Genomic DNA, 17,571 nt, shown 5'->3' on the forward strand with positions numbered 1-17,571 from the left:
CGTAATATTCATATAGTAATTAGCTAATTATTGCTCATCATTGGAATCGGAGAAATATCTAGCCTTAGCTTGTTCAGGACTCATTAAAATTTCTCGAGCCTTACTGCCCATGCTAGGGCCAACGATTTTAAGGTCTTCCATTGTATCTACAAGACGTGCCGCACGGGTGTAACCTATGCGGAAACGACGTTGCAACATCGATACGGAAGCTTGACCAGATTCCATAACGAGATTGACAGCTCGCTCTAATAATTCATCGCGGTAAACATCATTAGCATCAGAAGATTCTTTTTCAGCTTCCTTTTCCACTTCTTGAGTTACCGTATTATCATATTCTGGTTCTCGTTGAGCTTTCACAAACTCTACAAGTTTTTCTACCTCATCATCAGAAATGAAGGCTCCTTGTACACGAATAGGTTTATTTGCACCAATCGGAGCAAATAACATATCCCCTTTACCCAATAGTTTCTCTGCTCCTGCCATATCAAGAATGGTACGGGAGTCAATTTGAGAGCCTACAGCAAAAGAAATACGGCTTGGTACATTGGCCTTGATAGAACCGGTAATAACGTTAACAGATGGCCGCTGTGTAGCAAGAACCATGTGAATACCTGCGGCACGAGCCATTTGTGCTAAACGACTAATAGATTCTTCAATATCATCAGGAGCCGTCATCATAAGGTCAGCTAACTCGTCGATAATCAACACGATTAGCGGCATAGCAGCCTTAGGATGCGCTTCATTATAGCTCTTGATATCACGTTTACCAGATGCAGCAAACGCCTTATAACGAGCCTCCATTTCACGAACGGCCCAACGCAATACAGCTGCTGCTTTTTTCATATCCGTTACAACTGGAGCCATCAAGTGCGGAATTCCATTGTAAATAGACAATTCAACCATCTTAGGGTCGATTAATAATAACTTAACCTCTTCCGGTTTGCGGCTAAAGAGAATACTAGAAATTAATGTATTTACACATACGGATTTACCAGAACCAGTTGTACCAGCTACGAGCAAGTGAGGCATCTTCGCAAGGTCTGTAATAACAGGCTTTCCTGCAATATCCTTACCAAGACCGACAGGAATACCTCCACGAGCATCTTTAAAGTCACTGCAATCAAGTACATCGCGTAAATGAACGGCTTCTGTCGTTTTATTAGGGACCTCAATACCGATGGCAGATTTCCCTGGAATCGGAGCCTCCATACGAATATGTTGTGCTGCCAAATTGAGGGCAATATCATCTGTTAAATTAACGATACGACTCACTTTCACGCCTGGTGCAGGTTCAATTTCATAACGTGTAACAGTTGGGCCTTGTGTAGCATTAACAACCTTTGCAGTAATACCAAAGTCACTCAATACATGTTCAAGCATCATCGCATTTTGTGCTACTTCTTCACCATTGTTTTGACTCCCCTTCCCTTTCGCCAAAATATCTAGGCTTGGGAAATGGTAAGGTCTATCATAGGACCGATGAATCTGTCCATCTTTAGATACAGCTACTTGCGCCGTATCTTCTGTAGTACTAATAATGGACGGTACTTGTAAACCCATACCTGCCATACCAGCTCCAGCACTTACAGAGCTTGCAGCTGCACCCGTTCCTGGCACAGCGGAGGCAATAGCACCGTGATTCGTTTCTAATGGGCCTATTGTTGTATTTTGATAAGAGAATTTTGGTTCTTCATCATCAGAATTTTCTACAGTTTCAACCTCATCTGAATACTCTTCATCTGGTGTATATGAATAGTCCTCATCTGGAACATATACATAATCATCACTCGTAGATCTATGTATATCGGAGAATTGTTCAAAATCATCAGCTTCATAAGACTTCGTATCACCAAATGCTCCAGATATATTAGCCAATTGCTCAGCCGCACGATTACGTGCTTCTATCTCAGCCAATTCCTTCCAAGATGTAGGAGTTTTTTGTGACTCCATAGTAGTAACTGTATCTTCAATAGGATCAACATCTACAGCTGTAGTAGAGTCAAAGAGGTCTCTTCCTGTAGCAATGCCTTGTTTTTCCAATGCATCTAATGCTTGATCTGCCGCATCAGCAAAACGTGTATCTTTTTCCCTGTTATAAGCTTTACGCTGTTCTGCTGCTTCTTTACGTTGTTCATTCCAATCTTCAAAGACTTCTTTTGCAACAGCAACCTTCTCAGCAGCTACCTCTTTTGCAACATCAAGGCCAACCTGTGTTTTGTCCGCGGCCTTCTGTAATCCACTGCGCAAAGACAAACGTGTCACCAGTAATCCAAAAGCTATGAGTAAGAATACATCAAGAATAATAGCCCCTAGATTACCTAACAGTGTACGAAGGAATGTAGCAATTGCACCACCTACGAAACCACCTTGATTAGCTAGTTGTGTAGTAATGAGTTCCTGCCCCTCAGGAACGCGCCACAAGGGAACAAGAGCTAACAAAAATAGGAAAAACAAGGTCATTACAACCCCTCGTTTTGTAATGGAAATAAATGTATCCTTATATAATAATCTCCAACCTAACCAGAAAACGCATAAACAAGGAATAATACCCCCTAGGCCAAAGCCATAACGGAATATACCTGTTAAAATCTGTCCTACAAGGCCGAGTTCAAAGCCAAAAAAGCCCAGAAAGGAAATCACAGCAAAGGCAATGACAATAAGGCCTTTCACTTCGCTGCGCAAAGAAAAGCTTTGAGACTTTGATTGCTGTTTTGTACTTGTTCGCTTACGGCGTGTGTTGCGTCTTTTGGTGGAAGTATTTTCTTCTGCCATAAATCTATACAAACCCCTTACTTATATAACATTACAGTAAATTAACTTATCATTATATTATAGCATATATCGTAATATTAAGTTAATTTTTACAACGTTTCTCCCAGTCGTGAAGTAACTGTTCCTCAGTCCCTCTCTTTATGCCCTTATAGTAGGTTGCATCAACTAGAGGCGTTGGTAAATACTGCTGTTTTACATATCCATTAGGATAATTATGAGCATACTTATAAGCTTTCCCATGACCTAATTTACTAGCCCCGCTATAGTGACTATCTTTCAAATGATCAGGTACTTGTCCACAATCCTTATGTCGCACATCAGATATCGCGGCATCAATAGCTACATAAGCAGAATTACTTTTAGGTGCGAGAGCAACATAGCACGCAGCCTCAGATAATATAATGCGCGCCTCAGGAAAACCTACCATATGAGCCGCTTGAGCCGCTGCATTAGCAAGTATAAGAGCTTGTGGGTCCGCAAGTCCTACATCCTCTGCTGCACAAATAACAATACGACGAGCAATGAAATTAGGATCCTCTCCAGCTTCAATCATGCGTGCTAAATAATGTACCGTTGCTTGCACATCGGATCCACGCATACTTTTAATAAAAGCTGAAATTGTATCGTAATGACTATCGCCTTTTTTATCATATGTATATATGCGACGACCTACGACCTTTTCAAGAACCTCAATAGTAATCGTCCCCTCATCGGGAACCATAGCTGCTGCTTGTTCAAGAATATTAAGGGCCATACGTCCATCACCATTGACGAAAATCCCCACATCTTCCAGAACTTCATCCGTTACCTGTAGATGGCGTTTGCCTAATCCCACTTCTTCATCGGTAATGGCGCGACGTAAAATTTGACCAATAGCCTTTGGTGTAAGTGCTTCTAATGTAATAAGACGCAAACGAGATAATAACGGTCTATTAACCTCAAAGAATGGATTCTCTGTAGTAGCACCAATAAGGATAATAGTGCCATCCTCTACACAGGGTAACAACACATCTTGTTGGCTTTTATTAAAACGATGAATTTCATCAAGGAATAGAATTGTGCGTTGTTGTAAAGAGCGAACTCGTTTACGCGCATCTTCAATGATGGTCCGCAACTCACCAATACCGGCGTTAGTAGCATTCAGGTTTACAAAATGACTATTACTCACCTTAGCTATGATTCCGGCTAATGTAGTCTTACCCGTTCCACAAGGACCATAAAAAAGCATAGATGGTATTGTATCCTTCTCTACCATAGCACGCAAGAAAGTCCCCTTCCCTATGGCCTTCTCTTGACCATATAAATGATCCAGTTTAGTAGGACGCATTCGTACAGGAAGTGGCTCGTATGTATTTGTAGGTGTCATATCAAATAAACTATCCATTCTATCACCTCAATTCGCACCCAGTTTAACTATCGTATTTTAATATCTATAACTATTCAATCAAAAAAACAATTACTTCCCTGTCATAAAAGCCTAATAACATCAGTAACTCGGTAACACTGATAATATTGGCAAGACATTTATAACGTTTATGACATTTAAGACTCTTAAGATTTTAAAAAGTTTAAATTCTTACCAAAGATATATTTATAGTATATGATATTTCAGTCTATTTTTACACGCAAAAAAGCCCCACCATGCCGTAATGTACCGCGTTTTGATCCTGCAAGGGCAGGTGGGTGTCCTCCTCATCCTGCAGTTGTCCCGTAAGGGCGTAACGTTCAGACGAGAGTTCAGACTCCCAAAGTAAATGTGTTGGCTCAAAACTGCGATATCACACGCACATGGCAGGGATATCTTATACTTAAATAGTATCAGAAAGATTAGCAATTAACAAGTCTTGACATTTCGATTTTAATCAATTCTTGCCTATGTTTTTACACTAAAGATTGCTCTTGTTCTTCTTCTACATCTGGTTTAATATGCAACTCTTTTAATTGCTTTGGTTCTACTTCAGATGGAGCTTGGCTCATGATATCAGAAGCAGATTGAGTTTTAGGGAATGCGATTACGTCGCGGATAGATTGACGTTTTGCCATCAACATAACAAGACGATCTAAACCAAATGCACAGCCTGCATGAGGAGGTGCACCATATTGGAATGCATCAAGCATAAAGCCGAATTTAGATCGTGCTTCTTCAATGGACAAACCAATTGCTTTGAATACTTTTTCTTGTACGTCAGCTTGGTAGATACGCAAGGAACCGCCACCGATTTCTACGCCATTCAATACCATGTCGTAAGCAATCGCTTTTACGCTGCCAGGATCGGATTCCAATTTATCAAGATCCGCATGGCGTGGCATTGTGAACGGATGGTGCATTGCCACATAACGTTTTTCGTCTTCATTATATTCGAACATAGGGAAATCAGTTACCCATGTGAATGCCAATTTATCTGGATCAATCATGTTCATGCGGCGTGCCATTTCAAGGCGCAATTCGCCTAATGCACGTGCCACAGTTGCAGGTTTATCAGCAATCATCAATACGAGGTCGCCACCTTTAGCGCCCATTTTTTCACCGATATTGCGAATTGTATCTTCACCTAAGAACTTCATGATTTGAGACTTGATAGAACCATCTTCGTTGAAGCAAGCCCATGCAAGGCCTTTGGCGCCGTAACGATTTACATATTCAACAAGGTCGTCAAGTTCACGGCGAGGAATGCCAGCATCACCAGGTACAACAATACCTTTAACTACGCCACCATTGTCGATTACAGAGCGGAATACTTTGAATTCTGTATCTTTTACAAGATCAGTTACATCAGTAAACGCCATATCAAAACGAAGATCCGGCTTATCAGAGCCGTATTTATCCATTGCTTCGTCCCATGTAATACGAGGCATAGGCAAAGAAATTTCTTTACCTAATGCAGTTTTAAATACATGAGCAATCATCTCTTCAAGCAATGCATAAATATCTTCTTCATCAACGAAGGACATTTCTAAGTCGAGCTGAGTGAACTCAGGTTGACGGTCTGCGCGCAAATCTTCATCGCGGAAGCAACGAACGATTTGGAAATATTTTTCATAACCAGCAACCATCAAGATTTGTTTGAAAATTTGTGGAGATTGTGGCAACGCATAGAATGTACCAGCATTTACACGAGACGGCACTAGATAGTCACGAGCGCCTTCTGGTGTAGATTTAGTAAGCATTGGCGTTTCAATTTCCAAGAAATCGCGGCTATCGAAGAAGTCGTGCATTGCTTTAGTTACTTTGTGACGCAAAATCAAGTTGCGTTGCATTTCTGGACGACGTAAGTCAAGGTAACGATATTTCAAGCGAATATTTTCATCTACATCGATATCATCTTGGATATAGAAAGGAGGAGTTTTAGCGGAATTCAATACGCGCAACTCTTCACAGAACATTTCGTATGCACCTGTAGGAAGGTTTGGATTAATAGCAGCCTCATCACGTTTTGTAATCTTACCACGTACACAAAGCACATATTCATTACGAACATCCTCTGCTTTGTGGAACGATTCTACGTTATGATCTGGGGATGCCACTACTTGTACTACACCAGAACGATCGCGTAAATCCAAGAAAATCAAACCACCATGGTCACGACGGCGTTCAACCCATCCACATAATACGACCTCTTTACCTACCTCTTGTTCAGAGATGGTGCCACAACCGTGCGTACGGTGTAAGCCTTGCATTGTTTCCATTCTAATTGTCATCCTTTCACCAAAGAAGTTATACGTTCAGCCACTGTATCAAGAGATACAGTCTCTTGTTCACTAGTATCCATGAATCGAATTATGGCTTCTTTACGAGCCAATTCATCATCACCCAATATAATAACATATTTCGCATTAATTTTGTTAGCGTATTTTAATTGTGCCTTCATACTCTTGCCCTGCCCGTCCATTTCAACGGTAATATATTCATCATGTAAGGCTTGGCAAATTTTGAAAGCCTCTACCTTAGCCGCATCACCAAGAGCGACTACGAATACAGATGGTTCTACAGTTGGCTCAGGCAATAAGTTTTGTTTTTCAAGAGCTAATAGTAAACGCTCCATGCCCATAGCAAAACCGATAGCTGGAGTATGAGGTCCATCGAGCTCTTCTACGAGACCATCGTAACGGCCACCACCGGCTACAGCACTTTGAGCACCTAAAGGAGTATATTGTACCTCAAAGGCTGTCTTTGTATAGTAATCAAGGCCACGTACGAGACGAGGATTTAAAGTATATTGCACATTAGCTGCAGTTAAATAGGTTTTCAATTCTTCAAAATGATCATGACACTCTTCACATAAATGTTCGTGAATTTCAGGAGCACCTACGGACAAGGATTTACATGTTTCATTTTTACAATCCAGTATGCGCAAAGGATTTTTGTACAACCGTTCTTGGCAATCGCTACATAATTGTTCCTTTTTTGGTTCAAAGAAGGCGATTAATTTTTCGCGGTATACAGGGCGACATGTTGGACAACCTACGGAGTTCACCTCTACATTGAGATCTTTAAGACCAAAGTCTTTTAATAACTGTACAACCATGCAGATAACTTCACTATCTACCACTGGAGATTGCGAACCTAGTACCTCTGCACCAAATTGGTGGAATTGACGATAACGACCCGCTTGCGGTTTATCATGACGGAACATAGGGCCCATGTAATACCATTTTGTGAGACCTTCTTTACCATATACTTTATTTTCTAAGTATGCGCGCACAGCAGACGCCGTATTTTCAGGGCGTAAGGTAAAGCTAGAACCACCGTCATCACCAGTGGTAAAGGTGTACATCTCTTTTTGTACTACATCTGTAGTCTCACCGATACCGCGTAAGAATAATTTAGTTTCTTCAAAGGCAGGTGTGCGAATTTCATTGAACCCATATACTTTACAAATTTCGCGCATACGTTGTTCAATATAATGCCAATGTATCATCTGTTCTGGCAAAAAGTCTTGTGTACCTCTTGGTTTTCTTATAGCCATTACACAACCTCCCAAAATCTTTCACAAATTCTATGTCGTTTCTCTAAAAGTGCATCTATCGTTTCGTGATAAACATCTACGTCTTTTGGCATATGCTGTTTAAGTTGACGATATTCAGGGGCTCGCATCCACTTAGACGAGCTGCCAGGCCCCATAGATAGAATACTCTGCCGTTCTTCCATGATCTGAATATTATATTCACACGCTTTGCCAGGCAAGGTATAGCCAATATTCTCTAACTGCCCTCTCATATATTGTTGGCGATATAAATAATATGGCACATAACCAGCTGCTTCAAGACGCTCTTTACCATATTGTACCATTTCCGCCATGAGATGTTCTTCAGGAATATCATCTTCCATATGTAAATCGTACAACGGACTACCACGTTTTAATGCTAACGTATGAATTGTAACATTTTCCGGCAGATTTTGACATACATAATCCATATTCTCTATCATATTTGGCATTGTTTGGTTAGGCAAGCCTGCAATAAAATCCATATTTACGGCTAATGATGTATTGTTTTTTACATATTGTAAAAGCTCATCAATATCCCATGCACTATGACCGCGTCCAATGCGCCGCAAAATATCATCTTGCATCGTTTGTGGGTTAATGCTGATACGATTTACACCTAGCTCTAACATAGATTGTAGTTTTACAGGATTCACAGAATCTGGCCGCCCCGCTTCTACGGTAAACTCATGTCCTTCTGGCACAAGTATAGACAACAGTTTTAGGACTTGGTGAAAGTCTTCATCCTCTAGCACTGTTGGAGTGCCGCCGCCCATATAGAGAGTATCTACTGTTAGATTATAGGAATCAACAATAGATTTCATATCTTCTATATCACGGTTTAAAGCCCTTAGAAATTGACTTTTACCAGCATAATCCTGGTAGAGACCATATGGAAACGAGCAATATACGCAACGCGTATCGCAGAAAGGAATACCACAATAGAGACTTACCTTTTTATCATCTGTATCAGATAAAAACGGACGTTGATATTCGCCAATGGACCCCAAAGTAGCAAGCTTTTCCATAGACACAGAAAACTCGTCCCTAATGTGACGAGTTGCTGCGTGGACAGAGCCATATGTATCTATATATTTATGTAGTAGCTTTGTAGGGCGCACACCTACCATGGTTCCCCATGGAGCCTCAGCAGGTAATCCTTGATATTCACGCAAATAGCGCAACAAGGCTTGTCCAATTTGACGACGCCCCATAGAGGAAACAGGGCCTTCAAAAATCTTAATTGTATCACCAATAGTAACAGTTAATGTATATATTCCTTCCACTTCATGCGCTTCAAGGATAACCTCTGGATGTACCTTATCAGAAAAGAGTCCTGCCGCGCCACAGTTATGAGCTACTACGGAGCCAAGTGGTAATGGACCCGTATATAGATATCCATTAACCATGATGGGACATACGCTCAAGCTTTTCTAATTCTGCTTCAGTCATATGATTTTGGCAATCACTACAGTAACCATATACTTTCAATTGATGATCAATGGTACGGAAGTTTAATTTCTTAGCGATGATAGACTCCAATGTTTCAAGCATGTCATCTTCAAACTCGGATACTTTACCACATTTTACGCAGATCAAATGGTGATGGAAATGAGCGAACTCTTCGTCATTTAATTCATAACGATTACGGCCATCACCAAAATCAAGACGTTTTAACAAATCAAGTTCTGTGAAGAGATCAAGAGTTCTGTAAATTGTTGCCAACCCGATATCAGGTGCTACCTCTTTTACAAGAACATATACATCTTCAGCACTCAAATGATTTTCTTCAGCATCGATAAATGCTTGCAAGATTGTTTGACGTTGTGTGGTCAATTTGTACTTTTTGTCTTTAATGCGTTCTTTTAATTTTTCTAATGTTGTGTTCATGATAAATTTCCCCTCGACTGTAAAAAATAATTCGTTTAAACCTACTGACCAACGAATGGGTTGTATTGTTTTTCATACCCTATATTTGTTTCCGGTCCATGACCAGGATAAACCATTGTATTATCAGGCAATGTATAAAGCTGAGTCTTAATAGATGATATCAGAGTCTCATAAGAGCCATTTGGAAAATCTGTACGGCCTACGGAATCTCTAAATAAAGTATCCCCTACAAACACAAGACCTTCCATGTAATAACACACACCTCCTGGCGTATGACCTGGTGTTTCAAGCACCTCAAGATCAATATCACCACATGTAATGTGATCACCTTGTTTAACCTCGATGATTTCCGCTTTTACCATAATTGGCGTTGGATTGCTATAAGCACTAAGATTAAGTTCAGGATCAGATAAATACGGTACATCGCCCTTATGAATATATACAGGTACGTGATAGGTATTCACAATCTCTTGAATACCACCAATATGATCTCCATGACCATGTGTCAGTACAACCGCCTTAGGCTTTAAGTCATGTTTTTTTAGCGCATCTAGTACTTCAGCTGTTGCAGGATCGATAATGAAAGCTTCACCTATCGCTTTATCACCGATAACATAGCAATTTGTTCCTAATGGACCTAAAGGCATGCGCATAAGTACTAATTGTTGTTCGCTCATTAAGCCCCTCCTTTACTACGTTGAACAGTATAAACTTCACGAATACGACGCAATTTAGTCATTACGAAATCTAGTTGTGAAATATCGCGGATATCAACCACCAAATTGATGCTTACATTTTTTGTATCCTCTTGAACCTTAGCATTGATGTTAGTAATGGTGATTTTCAATTCTGAAAGCACCGCCATAACTTCCATGAGAATACCAGCTCGATCATAAGCCTGAATATCAATACCTACGTGGAAAGATTCGCCAGAAGAACCGTCCCAAGAGACTTCTATCATCCGCTCTAAGTCTTCAGGAGAATGGCCCATGCTAGGGCAATCACAGCGATGAATAGAAACGCCACGACCACGGGTTATGTAACCTATAATATCATCACCAGGTACAGGATTACAGCATTTTGCCATACGCACCATCACACCAGCTTCACCTTTTACGAGAACACCAGTGCCATTTTTAGTTTTCTTTTGTCCTTGAGATTTTAATTTCTCGATAATTTGCTCTGTGCTGCGCTTAGATTCCTCTACCTCTTTAGACTTTTTATAAAGTTCAATTAAACGCAAAAGAACAGTGCTTACAGGAATGCCGCCATAGCCACAGGCTGCAAACATTTCCTCTTCTGTACCGGCTTTAAGTTGTTTCGTTACATGTTGTAAACGGTTGTCTGCACATAATTCTTTCCAATTATGATTCAATCGTTTCGCTTCTTTTTCAAGAGCTTCTAAGCCTTTTTCAATATTTTCAGCTTTATTTTCACGCTTGAACCAATTGCGAATTTTACTCTTACTTTCAGAAGAACCTACGATATTCAACCAGTCGAGGCTAGGACGACCTGTTTTGGATGTGATAATATCAACAATATCACCATTTTGCAAGGTATAATCCAGCGGTACAATTTTGCCGTTTACCTTAGCGCCTACACAATGATGACCTACATCGGTATGAACTCGATAGGCAAAGTCAAGCGGTACAGAGCCTATTGGCAACTTAACAACGTCACCCTTTGGCGTGAATACAAATACCTCACCAGAGAAAACGTCTAATTTCAAAGCATTAACGAGTTCCGTTGGATTACTAGTATCTTGCCATTCAAGAACCTGGCGTAGCCATGCAACCTTTTGATCAAATTCTTTATCGCCGTTTTTATTTCCTTCTTTATATCGCCAGTGAGCAGCCACACCATATTCAGATACGCGGTGCATTTCCCAAGTACGAATTTGAATCTCTACCGGTTGCCCCATCGTGCCGATAACGGTTGTATGCAAAGATTGATACATATTAGACTTCGGCATGGAAATATAATCTTTGAAGCGATAAGGCAATGGCTTCCACAAGCTATGAGCAATGCCAAGCACCGCATAACAATCAGGGATGCTATCAACGATTACACGAACGGCAAGCAAATCATAAATTTGGGATAAATCGCGATTGTCCTTTTTCATCTTCTTATAAATACTGTAGAAGTGTTTTGGACGACCTTTGATATCCGCCTTGATATGAGCTTCGCTTAAGGCCTTTGTAAGTTGCCTCATCGTATCATTAACGATGTCTTCCCGAACTTGGCGTTTTTGTTTCATTTGATCGACTAGATCATAGTATTTTTCCGGCTCTAAATAACGGAAGGATAAATCTTCCAACTCCCATTTCACATTGAAGATACCGAGACGATGTGCCAAAGGTGCAAAGATTTCTAGGGTTTCCTTAGCAATACGTTTTTGTTTGTCACTACGCATATGCTTTAATGTGCGCATGTTGTGTAAGCGGTCACCCAATTTAATAACTACGACACGTACATCCTTCGCCATGGCTAAAATCATCTTTCGATAGTTTTCCATTTGACGATCTTCTTTTGTTTCATACTGGAATTGGTTTAATTTTGTTACCCCATCAACGAGGAATGCTACTTCAGAACCAAACATCTCCTCTAGGTCTTCCTTCGAGTAAGATGTATCTTCGACCACATCATGCATAAGAGCTGCCATGAGTGTAATATGGTCGATTTGTAAATGTGCCAAAATATCAGCTACAGCCAGCGGATGCATGATATATGGTTCACCGGAAGCTCTAAACTGCCCTTCGTGAGCCTTGTCAGCAAGCTCAAAAGCTTTCAATACTTGATCACACTCATCATCTGTTAAATAAGTATGGATATACTCCATAAACTCAGCTAAGGCTTTACCTTTATCAAAAGTAGTTTGTTCCACCAAAGCTTTGCCTTCTTCATTTACAGTTGTCATGATGTCACCTCCTATACACTATAAGTAAGGAATGTTACGGATGTGACAAGATCTAATTTTCCTTCAATGGCATTCCATCTAAGCATTAATTGACCATCATCACTTGTATATTCTTCAACAATGCCCAATTCTTTAAATACATCGATAGATGTTAGAGCACTGCGATTATTCTGATCTGCCGGCTTGCGACGCAATATATCTTGTTCAACATTATAAACCGACTGACTGCGACCTCGCATGGACTGTTTTATTATGACATACATTTGTCTAAGTCCTTCTGTAGAAAGCTTAATCGGCTCTTCAGTCAACGGTTCAATAGCTTGAATCATAAGCTGCGGAGAAACCAGACCTTGCCATTCATTCTTTTGCAAAGAAAATGCCACTTTTACCACAGTTCCCACGAAGATAGATCTAAATAAATCTGGACGATTCCAAGCTATAGCATCTAATGTACCATTCGAAGTTGCAAAAATTACCTTACAGTGATTTTTTAATTGCCCCATGAGCATAATATCTTGCACGGTAGCTTCCATAATAGCAAAGACTGGCGTGCTATTGGCCATCCCATAAGGTTCAAGGTCTGATACGCGGTCAATGATATCGACATCGATATCATCAACAGGTAGTTCCGCATCAATAGCAACCACAGGAATATATTCCTCTTCTGTAATAACTGCTTTGCAATACTTGGTTAACCGTTCTCGTAGCTCATCAATACGATTTGCATCGATGCTAAAGCCTGCTGCCGCAGCATGCCCGCCAAACTGTAGCAAGATATCCTCACAAGATTTTAATGCATCATATATGTTAAAGCCATCTATACTACGGCACGAGCCTTTACCAATGCCATCATGAATACTGATGGCTAAGGTTGGTTTGTAAAACTCCTCTACTAGACGAGAAGCAACAATACCAATGACTCCTGGATGCCACTCTTCGCCGGCCACAATAGTTACATAATCAGCTTTATGTCCTTGATTAGCTACATCAACACGAGCCAACTCATGAATATTTCGTTCTAACTCTTGTCGTTCACGATTCGTTTCATTTAGTTCCGCCGCAATTGCCTCTACTATATCCTCGTCATCGGTCACAAGTAGTTCGACCGCACGCGTTGCATGCGTTACGCGACCCGCTGCATTAAGACGAGGTGCTAAGGTAAAACCAATATGTCCAGATGTAATAGTTCGTTCATGGAGCCCAGCTACATCAATAAGCTTTTTGATCCCCAAGTTAGGTTCCCTATTCATCTTCTCAAGGCCTGATTTTACAATGATACGGTTCTCACCGACCAAAGGCACTACATCGGCCACAGTACCAAGTGCAACGATATCTAAATCATCTAAGTACCATTCTCCGCGCTTTGTAAGCCACAAGGCTTGGCATAACTTAAAAGCAACACCTACTCCAGATAAGTTTTTATCCTTATATGGACAGTCCTTTTGCTTATGATTTATAACGGCCTTGGCTCGTGGAATCATATCAGGCGCCGTATGGTGATCCGTAATAATCATATCGATACGGTTTCGTACAGCCTCTACAATATCGTAAGAGCTAATGCCGCAGTCAACGGTAATGACTAAAGCTGTTCCCCGTTCAATAAGGTGCTCTAAAGCCTCTAAATTGAGGCCATACCCTTCACTTTGACGTTCTGGTATGTAATAGGTAACATCGGCACCTAATTTCTTTAAAAATCGATAAAGTACTGATGTTGCAGTAATACCATCTACATCATAATCACCATAAATGACGATTGGTTTGTGACTTTCAATTGTTTCCATAACTAGTGAAACAGCCACATCCATATCTTTTAATGTAAATGGATCTAACAAATCTGACAAAGTACCTTGTAAAAACTGACGACCTTCGTCTACATCAATGTGACGATTCACCATTAATTTAGCCACAATAGGGTTTACACCAAGTTCACGGATTAAGATATTCTCTTTCTCTTGATCACCTTTACAAAGGCGCCAACGTTTTTTCTTAATCATCATATCCCTCAGTAGTTTATAATCAATATTATTCTTGAATTCAACGTATTATCATTATCATTTTTATTTATTATACCTTAAAATGCAAATAAAATAAACTATTTTATATATTTTATTCTCATTTAAAGCTTGATATTTTCTCAACAAGAAAGAGCCTCCCATTATCAATAGGAGGCTCCATATCAGTGAATTCCTTAGAACCGGAAGTCCCGTTCGCCGTCTTTCATCTGTGCAATATAAGCTTTAGCTTTATCTTTAACTAAATCATTTTTGATGTTTTCTAACTGTTGTTCAATAACCTTAGAACCATGAGCCTTAGTTTCATCATTGCCGTAATCCATGATATATTCGTTCAATGTCATCAACGCATTTGGTTGACAACAGTTGTGAATTTGACCGGATTTTGCAAGAGCCATGAATCGATCCCCAGTTCTACCTGCACGATAACAAGCAGTACAGAAGCTTGGAACATACCCAAGGTCTAGCAACCAGTTAACGATTTCATCTAATGTACGCGTATCACTACGATCGAATTGTGCCGTATTATCTTCTGGCTTTTCTTCTTCTTTGTAACCACCTACGCTAGTACGAGATCCACCACTAATTTGGGAGATACCTAATGCCAAGCCACGTTCACGCATGGACTGACTTTCACGAGTGGACATAATCATACCTGTATACGGTGTGGAGACGCGGATAAGAGCAACAATTTTTTCAAATACATCATCAGGCACAGCATTACTGAAATCATCTACATCGATATCATCAGCTGGACAAATACGAGGTACAGAAATAGTATGTGGACCTACCCCATACACAGCCTCTAAATGTTCAGCGTGCATCAACAATCCAACGAAATCATATTTATAATGTTCCAAACCATAAAGAACACCGATGCCTACATCATCAATACCACCTTGCATAGCGCGGTCCATCGCCTCTGTATGGTAGGCGTAGTCGCTCTTAGGGCCTGTAGGATGTAAAGCTTCATAGTTTTCTTTGTTATATGTTTCTTGGAATAATGTATATGTGCCAATACCAGCTTCATGTAATTTTTTGTAGTCCTCAACGGAACAAGCTGCAATATTTACGTTTACACGGCGGATTTCACCATTTTTATTTTTGATACCGTAAATCGTCTTGATGGATTCCAAAATATATTCCAGTGGATTATTAAGAGGATCTTCACCAGACTCAATTACGATACGCTTATGACCCATCGCTTCTAACGCAATAACCTCTTCTCTAATTTGGTCTTGCGTTAATTTTTTACGCTTAATATCGCGATTTTTGGAGTGGTACGGACAATACACACATCCATTGATACAATAGTTAGACAAGTATAACGGTGCAAATAGAACAATACGATCGCCGTAGATAGCCTTCTTGATTTCCTTTGCTAAAGCAAAAAGCTTCTCCTTATATTCAGGTAACGGACACTCTAAGAGAACTGCTGCTTCTCGGTGGTTTAATCCCTTAAATGTAGCAGCTTTCGCTAAAATAGCATCTAACAACTCCCGATTTTCCTTGTTTTCCTCTGCATAGGCAAGTGTGTCAAGGATTTCCTGATGGGAAATAAATTCCTCCGCCTTTGGAGATTTTACATCATACATAGTACTTACCTCAAATCTTTCTAGTGGCAATGCCACCCCTCTTTAGGTTTATGAAAGTATATGACAACCAGTCTTCTGGTATTTCACTGATACTGTACATAGTATACCACTATTCCTACTAAAAAGCACAGGAATTTGATACATGCAAAAAGGTTGCCACCTCATAAGAGGAAGCAACCTTTATATCATGGGAGTTTCTAATCTATATCGATTATCTATATCGAACATGACTAAAATGTATGTATGTATTTTTACACGAGATAACCCCTTACATAATAGTACTAACTATATATTACAAATGTATTTAGTCCTATTTTCCCCATGTATCATACAGCTCTTTCATAGCACGTTCTTTCGCAATAATACCATGGGCCATCCACAAAGTACTATCCACTTGCAATACATGATCGGCTTTTACAGCAGGCAAATTTTTCCATAACTCATCTTTTTTAAGATTTGCCAATCGTTGGTCTGCTACACCTTGATTATTAGCACTAGAAGCACCGTAACCAGCAGAAACGATTAAATAGCCTGCATCAAGATCGGGTAATCGCTCTAAAGAAATCGCATTGTTCGTAGGGTTAAGTTCTGTTTCTAATACCATATCAGGCGGCTTAATATTAAGTAATTCAGCCATAAAGACATTCAAATCGCTTTTCATATACGGATACAATCGTATTTCTTTATTTAAAATTCTTAGAAAAGCTACGGTTTCCCCTTGCATATGTTCAGCTAAAGCTATCCGTGTTTTCTTCGCCTGTGAATAATACTCTTTCAAACGAGCTTCCCCTTTTTCAGGGACCCCAAGTGCTTTAGCAATAGTTAGTAGTGCAACTTCTTCCTTATTTACGTTGACAGAAATGGTTGGAGCAATTTTAGAAAGTGCATTATATGCCGCTTTACCATAAGAGTCACGCATAATAATCAAATCCGGTTTTAAAGCCTGAATCTGCTCATAGTTGATAGTCTTTGTTTCATCATTAATACTAAAATTTTGAACATTACGATTACTTAATTCATTATAAAGATAGCTTTTTTCATTAAAATTTGCCCCTATAAAAGATTCATCTAATGCAATCATAGGATCTTCTGTCCGAACAACCACGATACGTTTATGTTCTTTGGGCATAACTGTTGTCCCGAGCTTATGAGTGACAATAATCTTATCTCCTTCAACAGTAACAATTTTATCTGCTGCCTTTTGGATAGCCGTTAATCGCTTCTTAAACTCTTTATCAATGTCTTTCGGATCATTTGACCGTTCAAGGGCTGTTTTTACCTTATCATCAAGATTAGCATAGATAGCTTCATGAGTCATACCATTTTCCTGTGGACCACATCCTGTAATTCCCATGAGCATACAAGCCCCCAAAAGACCAGAAATTAACAAACGCTTCATA

11 protein-coding genes and 1 other RNA gene are annotated in these 17,571 nt (G+C 39.9%); all 12 read right to left on the minus strand.

The window, feature by feature from the left end; genetic code table 11:
- Positions 1-27: 27 nt before the first annotated feature.
- The 12 genes from E7B10_RS04725 to E7B10_RS04780 all read right to left on the minus strand — a co-directional run bounded on the left by E7B10_RS04725 (position 28) and on the right by E7B10_RS04780 (position 17,570).
- Positions 28-2,772, minus strand: coding sequence for a DNA translocase FtsK (locus tag E7B10_RS04725; RefSeq protein ID WP_077708565.1), 2,745 nt, complete (start codon positions 2,770-2,772; stop codon positions 28-30).
- Between the two features lie 82 nt (positions 2,773-2,854).
- The gene (locus E7B10_RS04730) at positions 2,855-4,156 is read right to left on the minus strand and encodes a replication-associated recombination protein A (protein ID WP_105086652.1); all 1,302 of its coding nucleotides are present in this window, start codon (positions 4,154-4,156) and stop codon (positions 2,855-2,857) included.
- Between the two features lie 245 nt (positions 4,157-4,401).
- Positions 4,402-4,573: non-coding RNA, 6S RNA (ssrS, locus tag E7B10_RS04735), on the minus strand.
- 80 nt (positions 4,574-4,653) lie between these two features.
- Positions 4,654-6,459 (minus strand): aspartate--tRNA ligase, encoded by a 1,806-nt coding sequence (gene aspS, locus E7B10_RS04740; protein WP_287507309.1) that lies wholly within the window; start codon positions 6,457-6,459, stop codon positions 4,654-4,656.
- An 8-nt stretch (positions 6,460-6,467) separates the two neighbouring features.
- The gene (hisS, locus tag E7B10_RS04745; protein WP_279008323.1) at positions 6,468-7,739 is read right to left on the minus strand and encodes a histidine--tRNA ligase; all 1,272 of its coding nucleotides are present in this window, start codon (positions 7,737-7,739) and stop codon (positions 6,468-6,470) included.
- Positions 7,739-9,166 carry a coproporphyrinogen dehydrogenase HemZ gene (gene hemZ / locus E7B10_RS04750; protein ID WP_287507306.1) on the minus strand — a complete coding sequence of 476 codons (1,428 nt, stop codon included), beginning with the start codon at positions 9,164-9,166 and terminating at the stop codon, positions 7,739-7,741. Before hemZ ends, hisS begins: the two co-directional genes overlap by 1 nt.
- Entirely contained in the window at positions 9,159-9,647 is a 489-nt protein-coding gene (locus E7B10_RS04755) for a Fur family transcriptional regulator (protein WP_008601380.1), read from the minus strand. The genes hemZ and E7B10_RS04755 overlap by 8 nt, the downstream gene beginning before the upstream one ends.
- A 41-nt stretch (positions 9,648-9,688) precedes the next feature.
- Positions 9,689-10,324: an MBL fold metallo-hydrolase gene (locus E7B10_RS04760; RefSeq protein WP_008601381.1), complete on the minus strand. Its 636-nt coding sequence runs from the start codon at positions 10,322-10,324 to the stop codon at positions 9,689-9,691.
- The gene (locus E7B10_RS04765) at positions 10,324-12,564 is read right to left on the minus strand and encodes a bifunctional (p)ppGpp synthetase/guanosine-3',5'-bis(diphosphate) 3'-pyrophosphohydrolase (protein ID WP_021148338.1); all 2,241 of its coding nucleotides are present in this window, start codon (positions 12,562-12,564) and stop codon (positions 10,324-10,326) included. Before E7B10_RS04765 ends, E7B10_RS04760 begins: the two co-directional genes overlap by 1 nt.
- A gap of 11 nt (positions 12,565-12,575) precedes the next feature.
- Entirely contained in the window at positions 12,576-14,558 is a 1,983-nt protein-coding gene (gene recJ / locus E7B10_RS04770) for a single-stranded-DNA-specific exonuclease RecJ (RefSeq protein ID WP_287507303.1), read from the minus strand.
- Between the two features lie 194 nt (positions 14,559-14,752).
- Positions 14,753-16,171 carry a [FeFe] hydrogenase H-cluster radical SAM maturase HydG gene (gene hydG, locus E7B10_RS04775; RefSeq protein WP_004696428.1) on the minus strand — a complete coding sequence of 473 codons (1,419 nt, stop codon included), beginning with the start codon at positions 16,169-16,171 and terminating at the stop codon, positions 14,753-14,755.
- Positions 16,172-16,481: 310 nt separating this feature from the next.
- On the minus strand, positions 16,482-17,570 hold the full coding sequence (locus E7B10_RS04780; RefSeq protein ID WP_287507300.1) for an ABC transporter substrate-binding protein: 1,089 nt from the start codon (positions 17,568-17,570) through the stop codon (positions 16,482-16,484).
- Between the last annotated feature and the right edge of the window lies 1 nt (position 17,571).

The sequence above is a fragment of the Veillonella sp. genome (assembly GCF_032470285.1).
In the GTDB taxonomy this organism is placed as follows: domain Bacteria; phylum Bacillota; class Negativicutes; order Veillonellales; family Veillonellaceae; genus Veillonella.

Coding starts and splice junctions, on each gene's coding strand:
- E7B10_RS04725 (WP_077708565.1), bottom strand. CDS start 2,772: ATGGCAGAAGAAAATACTTCCACCAAAAGACGCAACACACGCCGTAAG.
- E7B10_RS04730 (WP_105086652.1), bottom strand. CDS start 4,156: ATGGATAGTTTATTTGATATGACACCTACAAATACATACGAGCCACTT.
- aspS (WP_287507309.1), bottom strand. CDS start 6,459: ATGGAAACAATGCAAGGCTTACACCGTACGCACGGTTGTGGCACCATC.
- hisS (WP_279008323.1), bottom strand. CDS start 7,739: ATGGCTATAAGAAAACCAAGAGGTACACAAGACTTTTTGCCAGAACAG.
- hemZ (WP_287507306.1), bottom strand. CDS start 9,166: ATGGTTAATGGATATCTATATACGGGTCCATTACCACTTGGCTCCGTA.
- E7B10_RS04755 (WP_008601380.1), bottom strand. CDS start 9,647: ATGAACACAACATTAGAAAAATTAAAAGAACGCATTAAAGACAAAAAG.
- E7B10_RS04760 (WP_008601381.1), bottom strand. CDS start 10,324: ATGAGCGAACAACAATTAGTACTTATGCGCATGCCTTTAGGTCCATTA.
- E7B10_RS04765 (WP_021148338.1), bottom strand. CDS start 12,564: ATGACAACTGTAAATGAAGAAGGCAAAGCTTTGGTGGAACAAACTACT.
- recJ (WP_287507303.1), bottom strand. CDS start 14,558: ATGATTAAGAAAAAACGTTGGCGCCTTTGTAAAGGTGATCAAGAGAAA.
- hydG (WP_004696428.1), bottom strand. CDS start 16,171: ATGTATGATGTAAAATCTCCAAAGGCGGAGGAATTTATTTCCCATCAG.
- E7B10_RS04780 (WP_287507300.1), bottom strand. CDS start 17,570: ATGAAGCGTTTGTTAATTTCTGGTCTTTTGGGGGCTTGTATGCTCATG.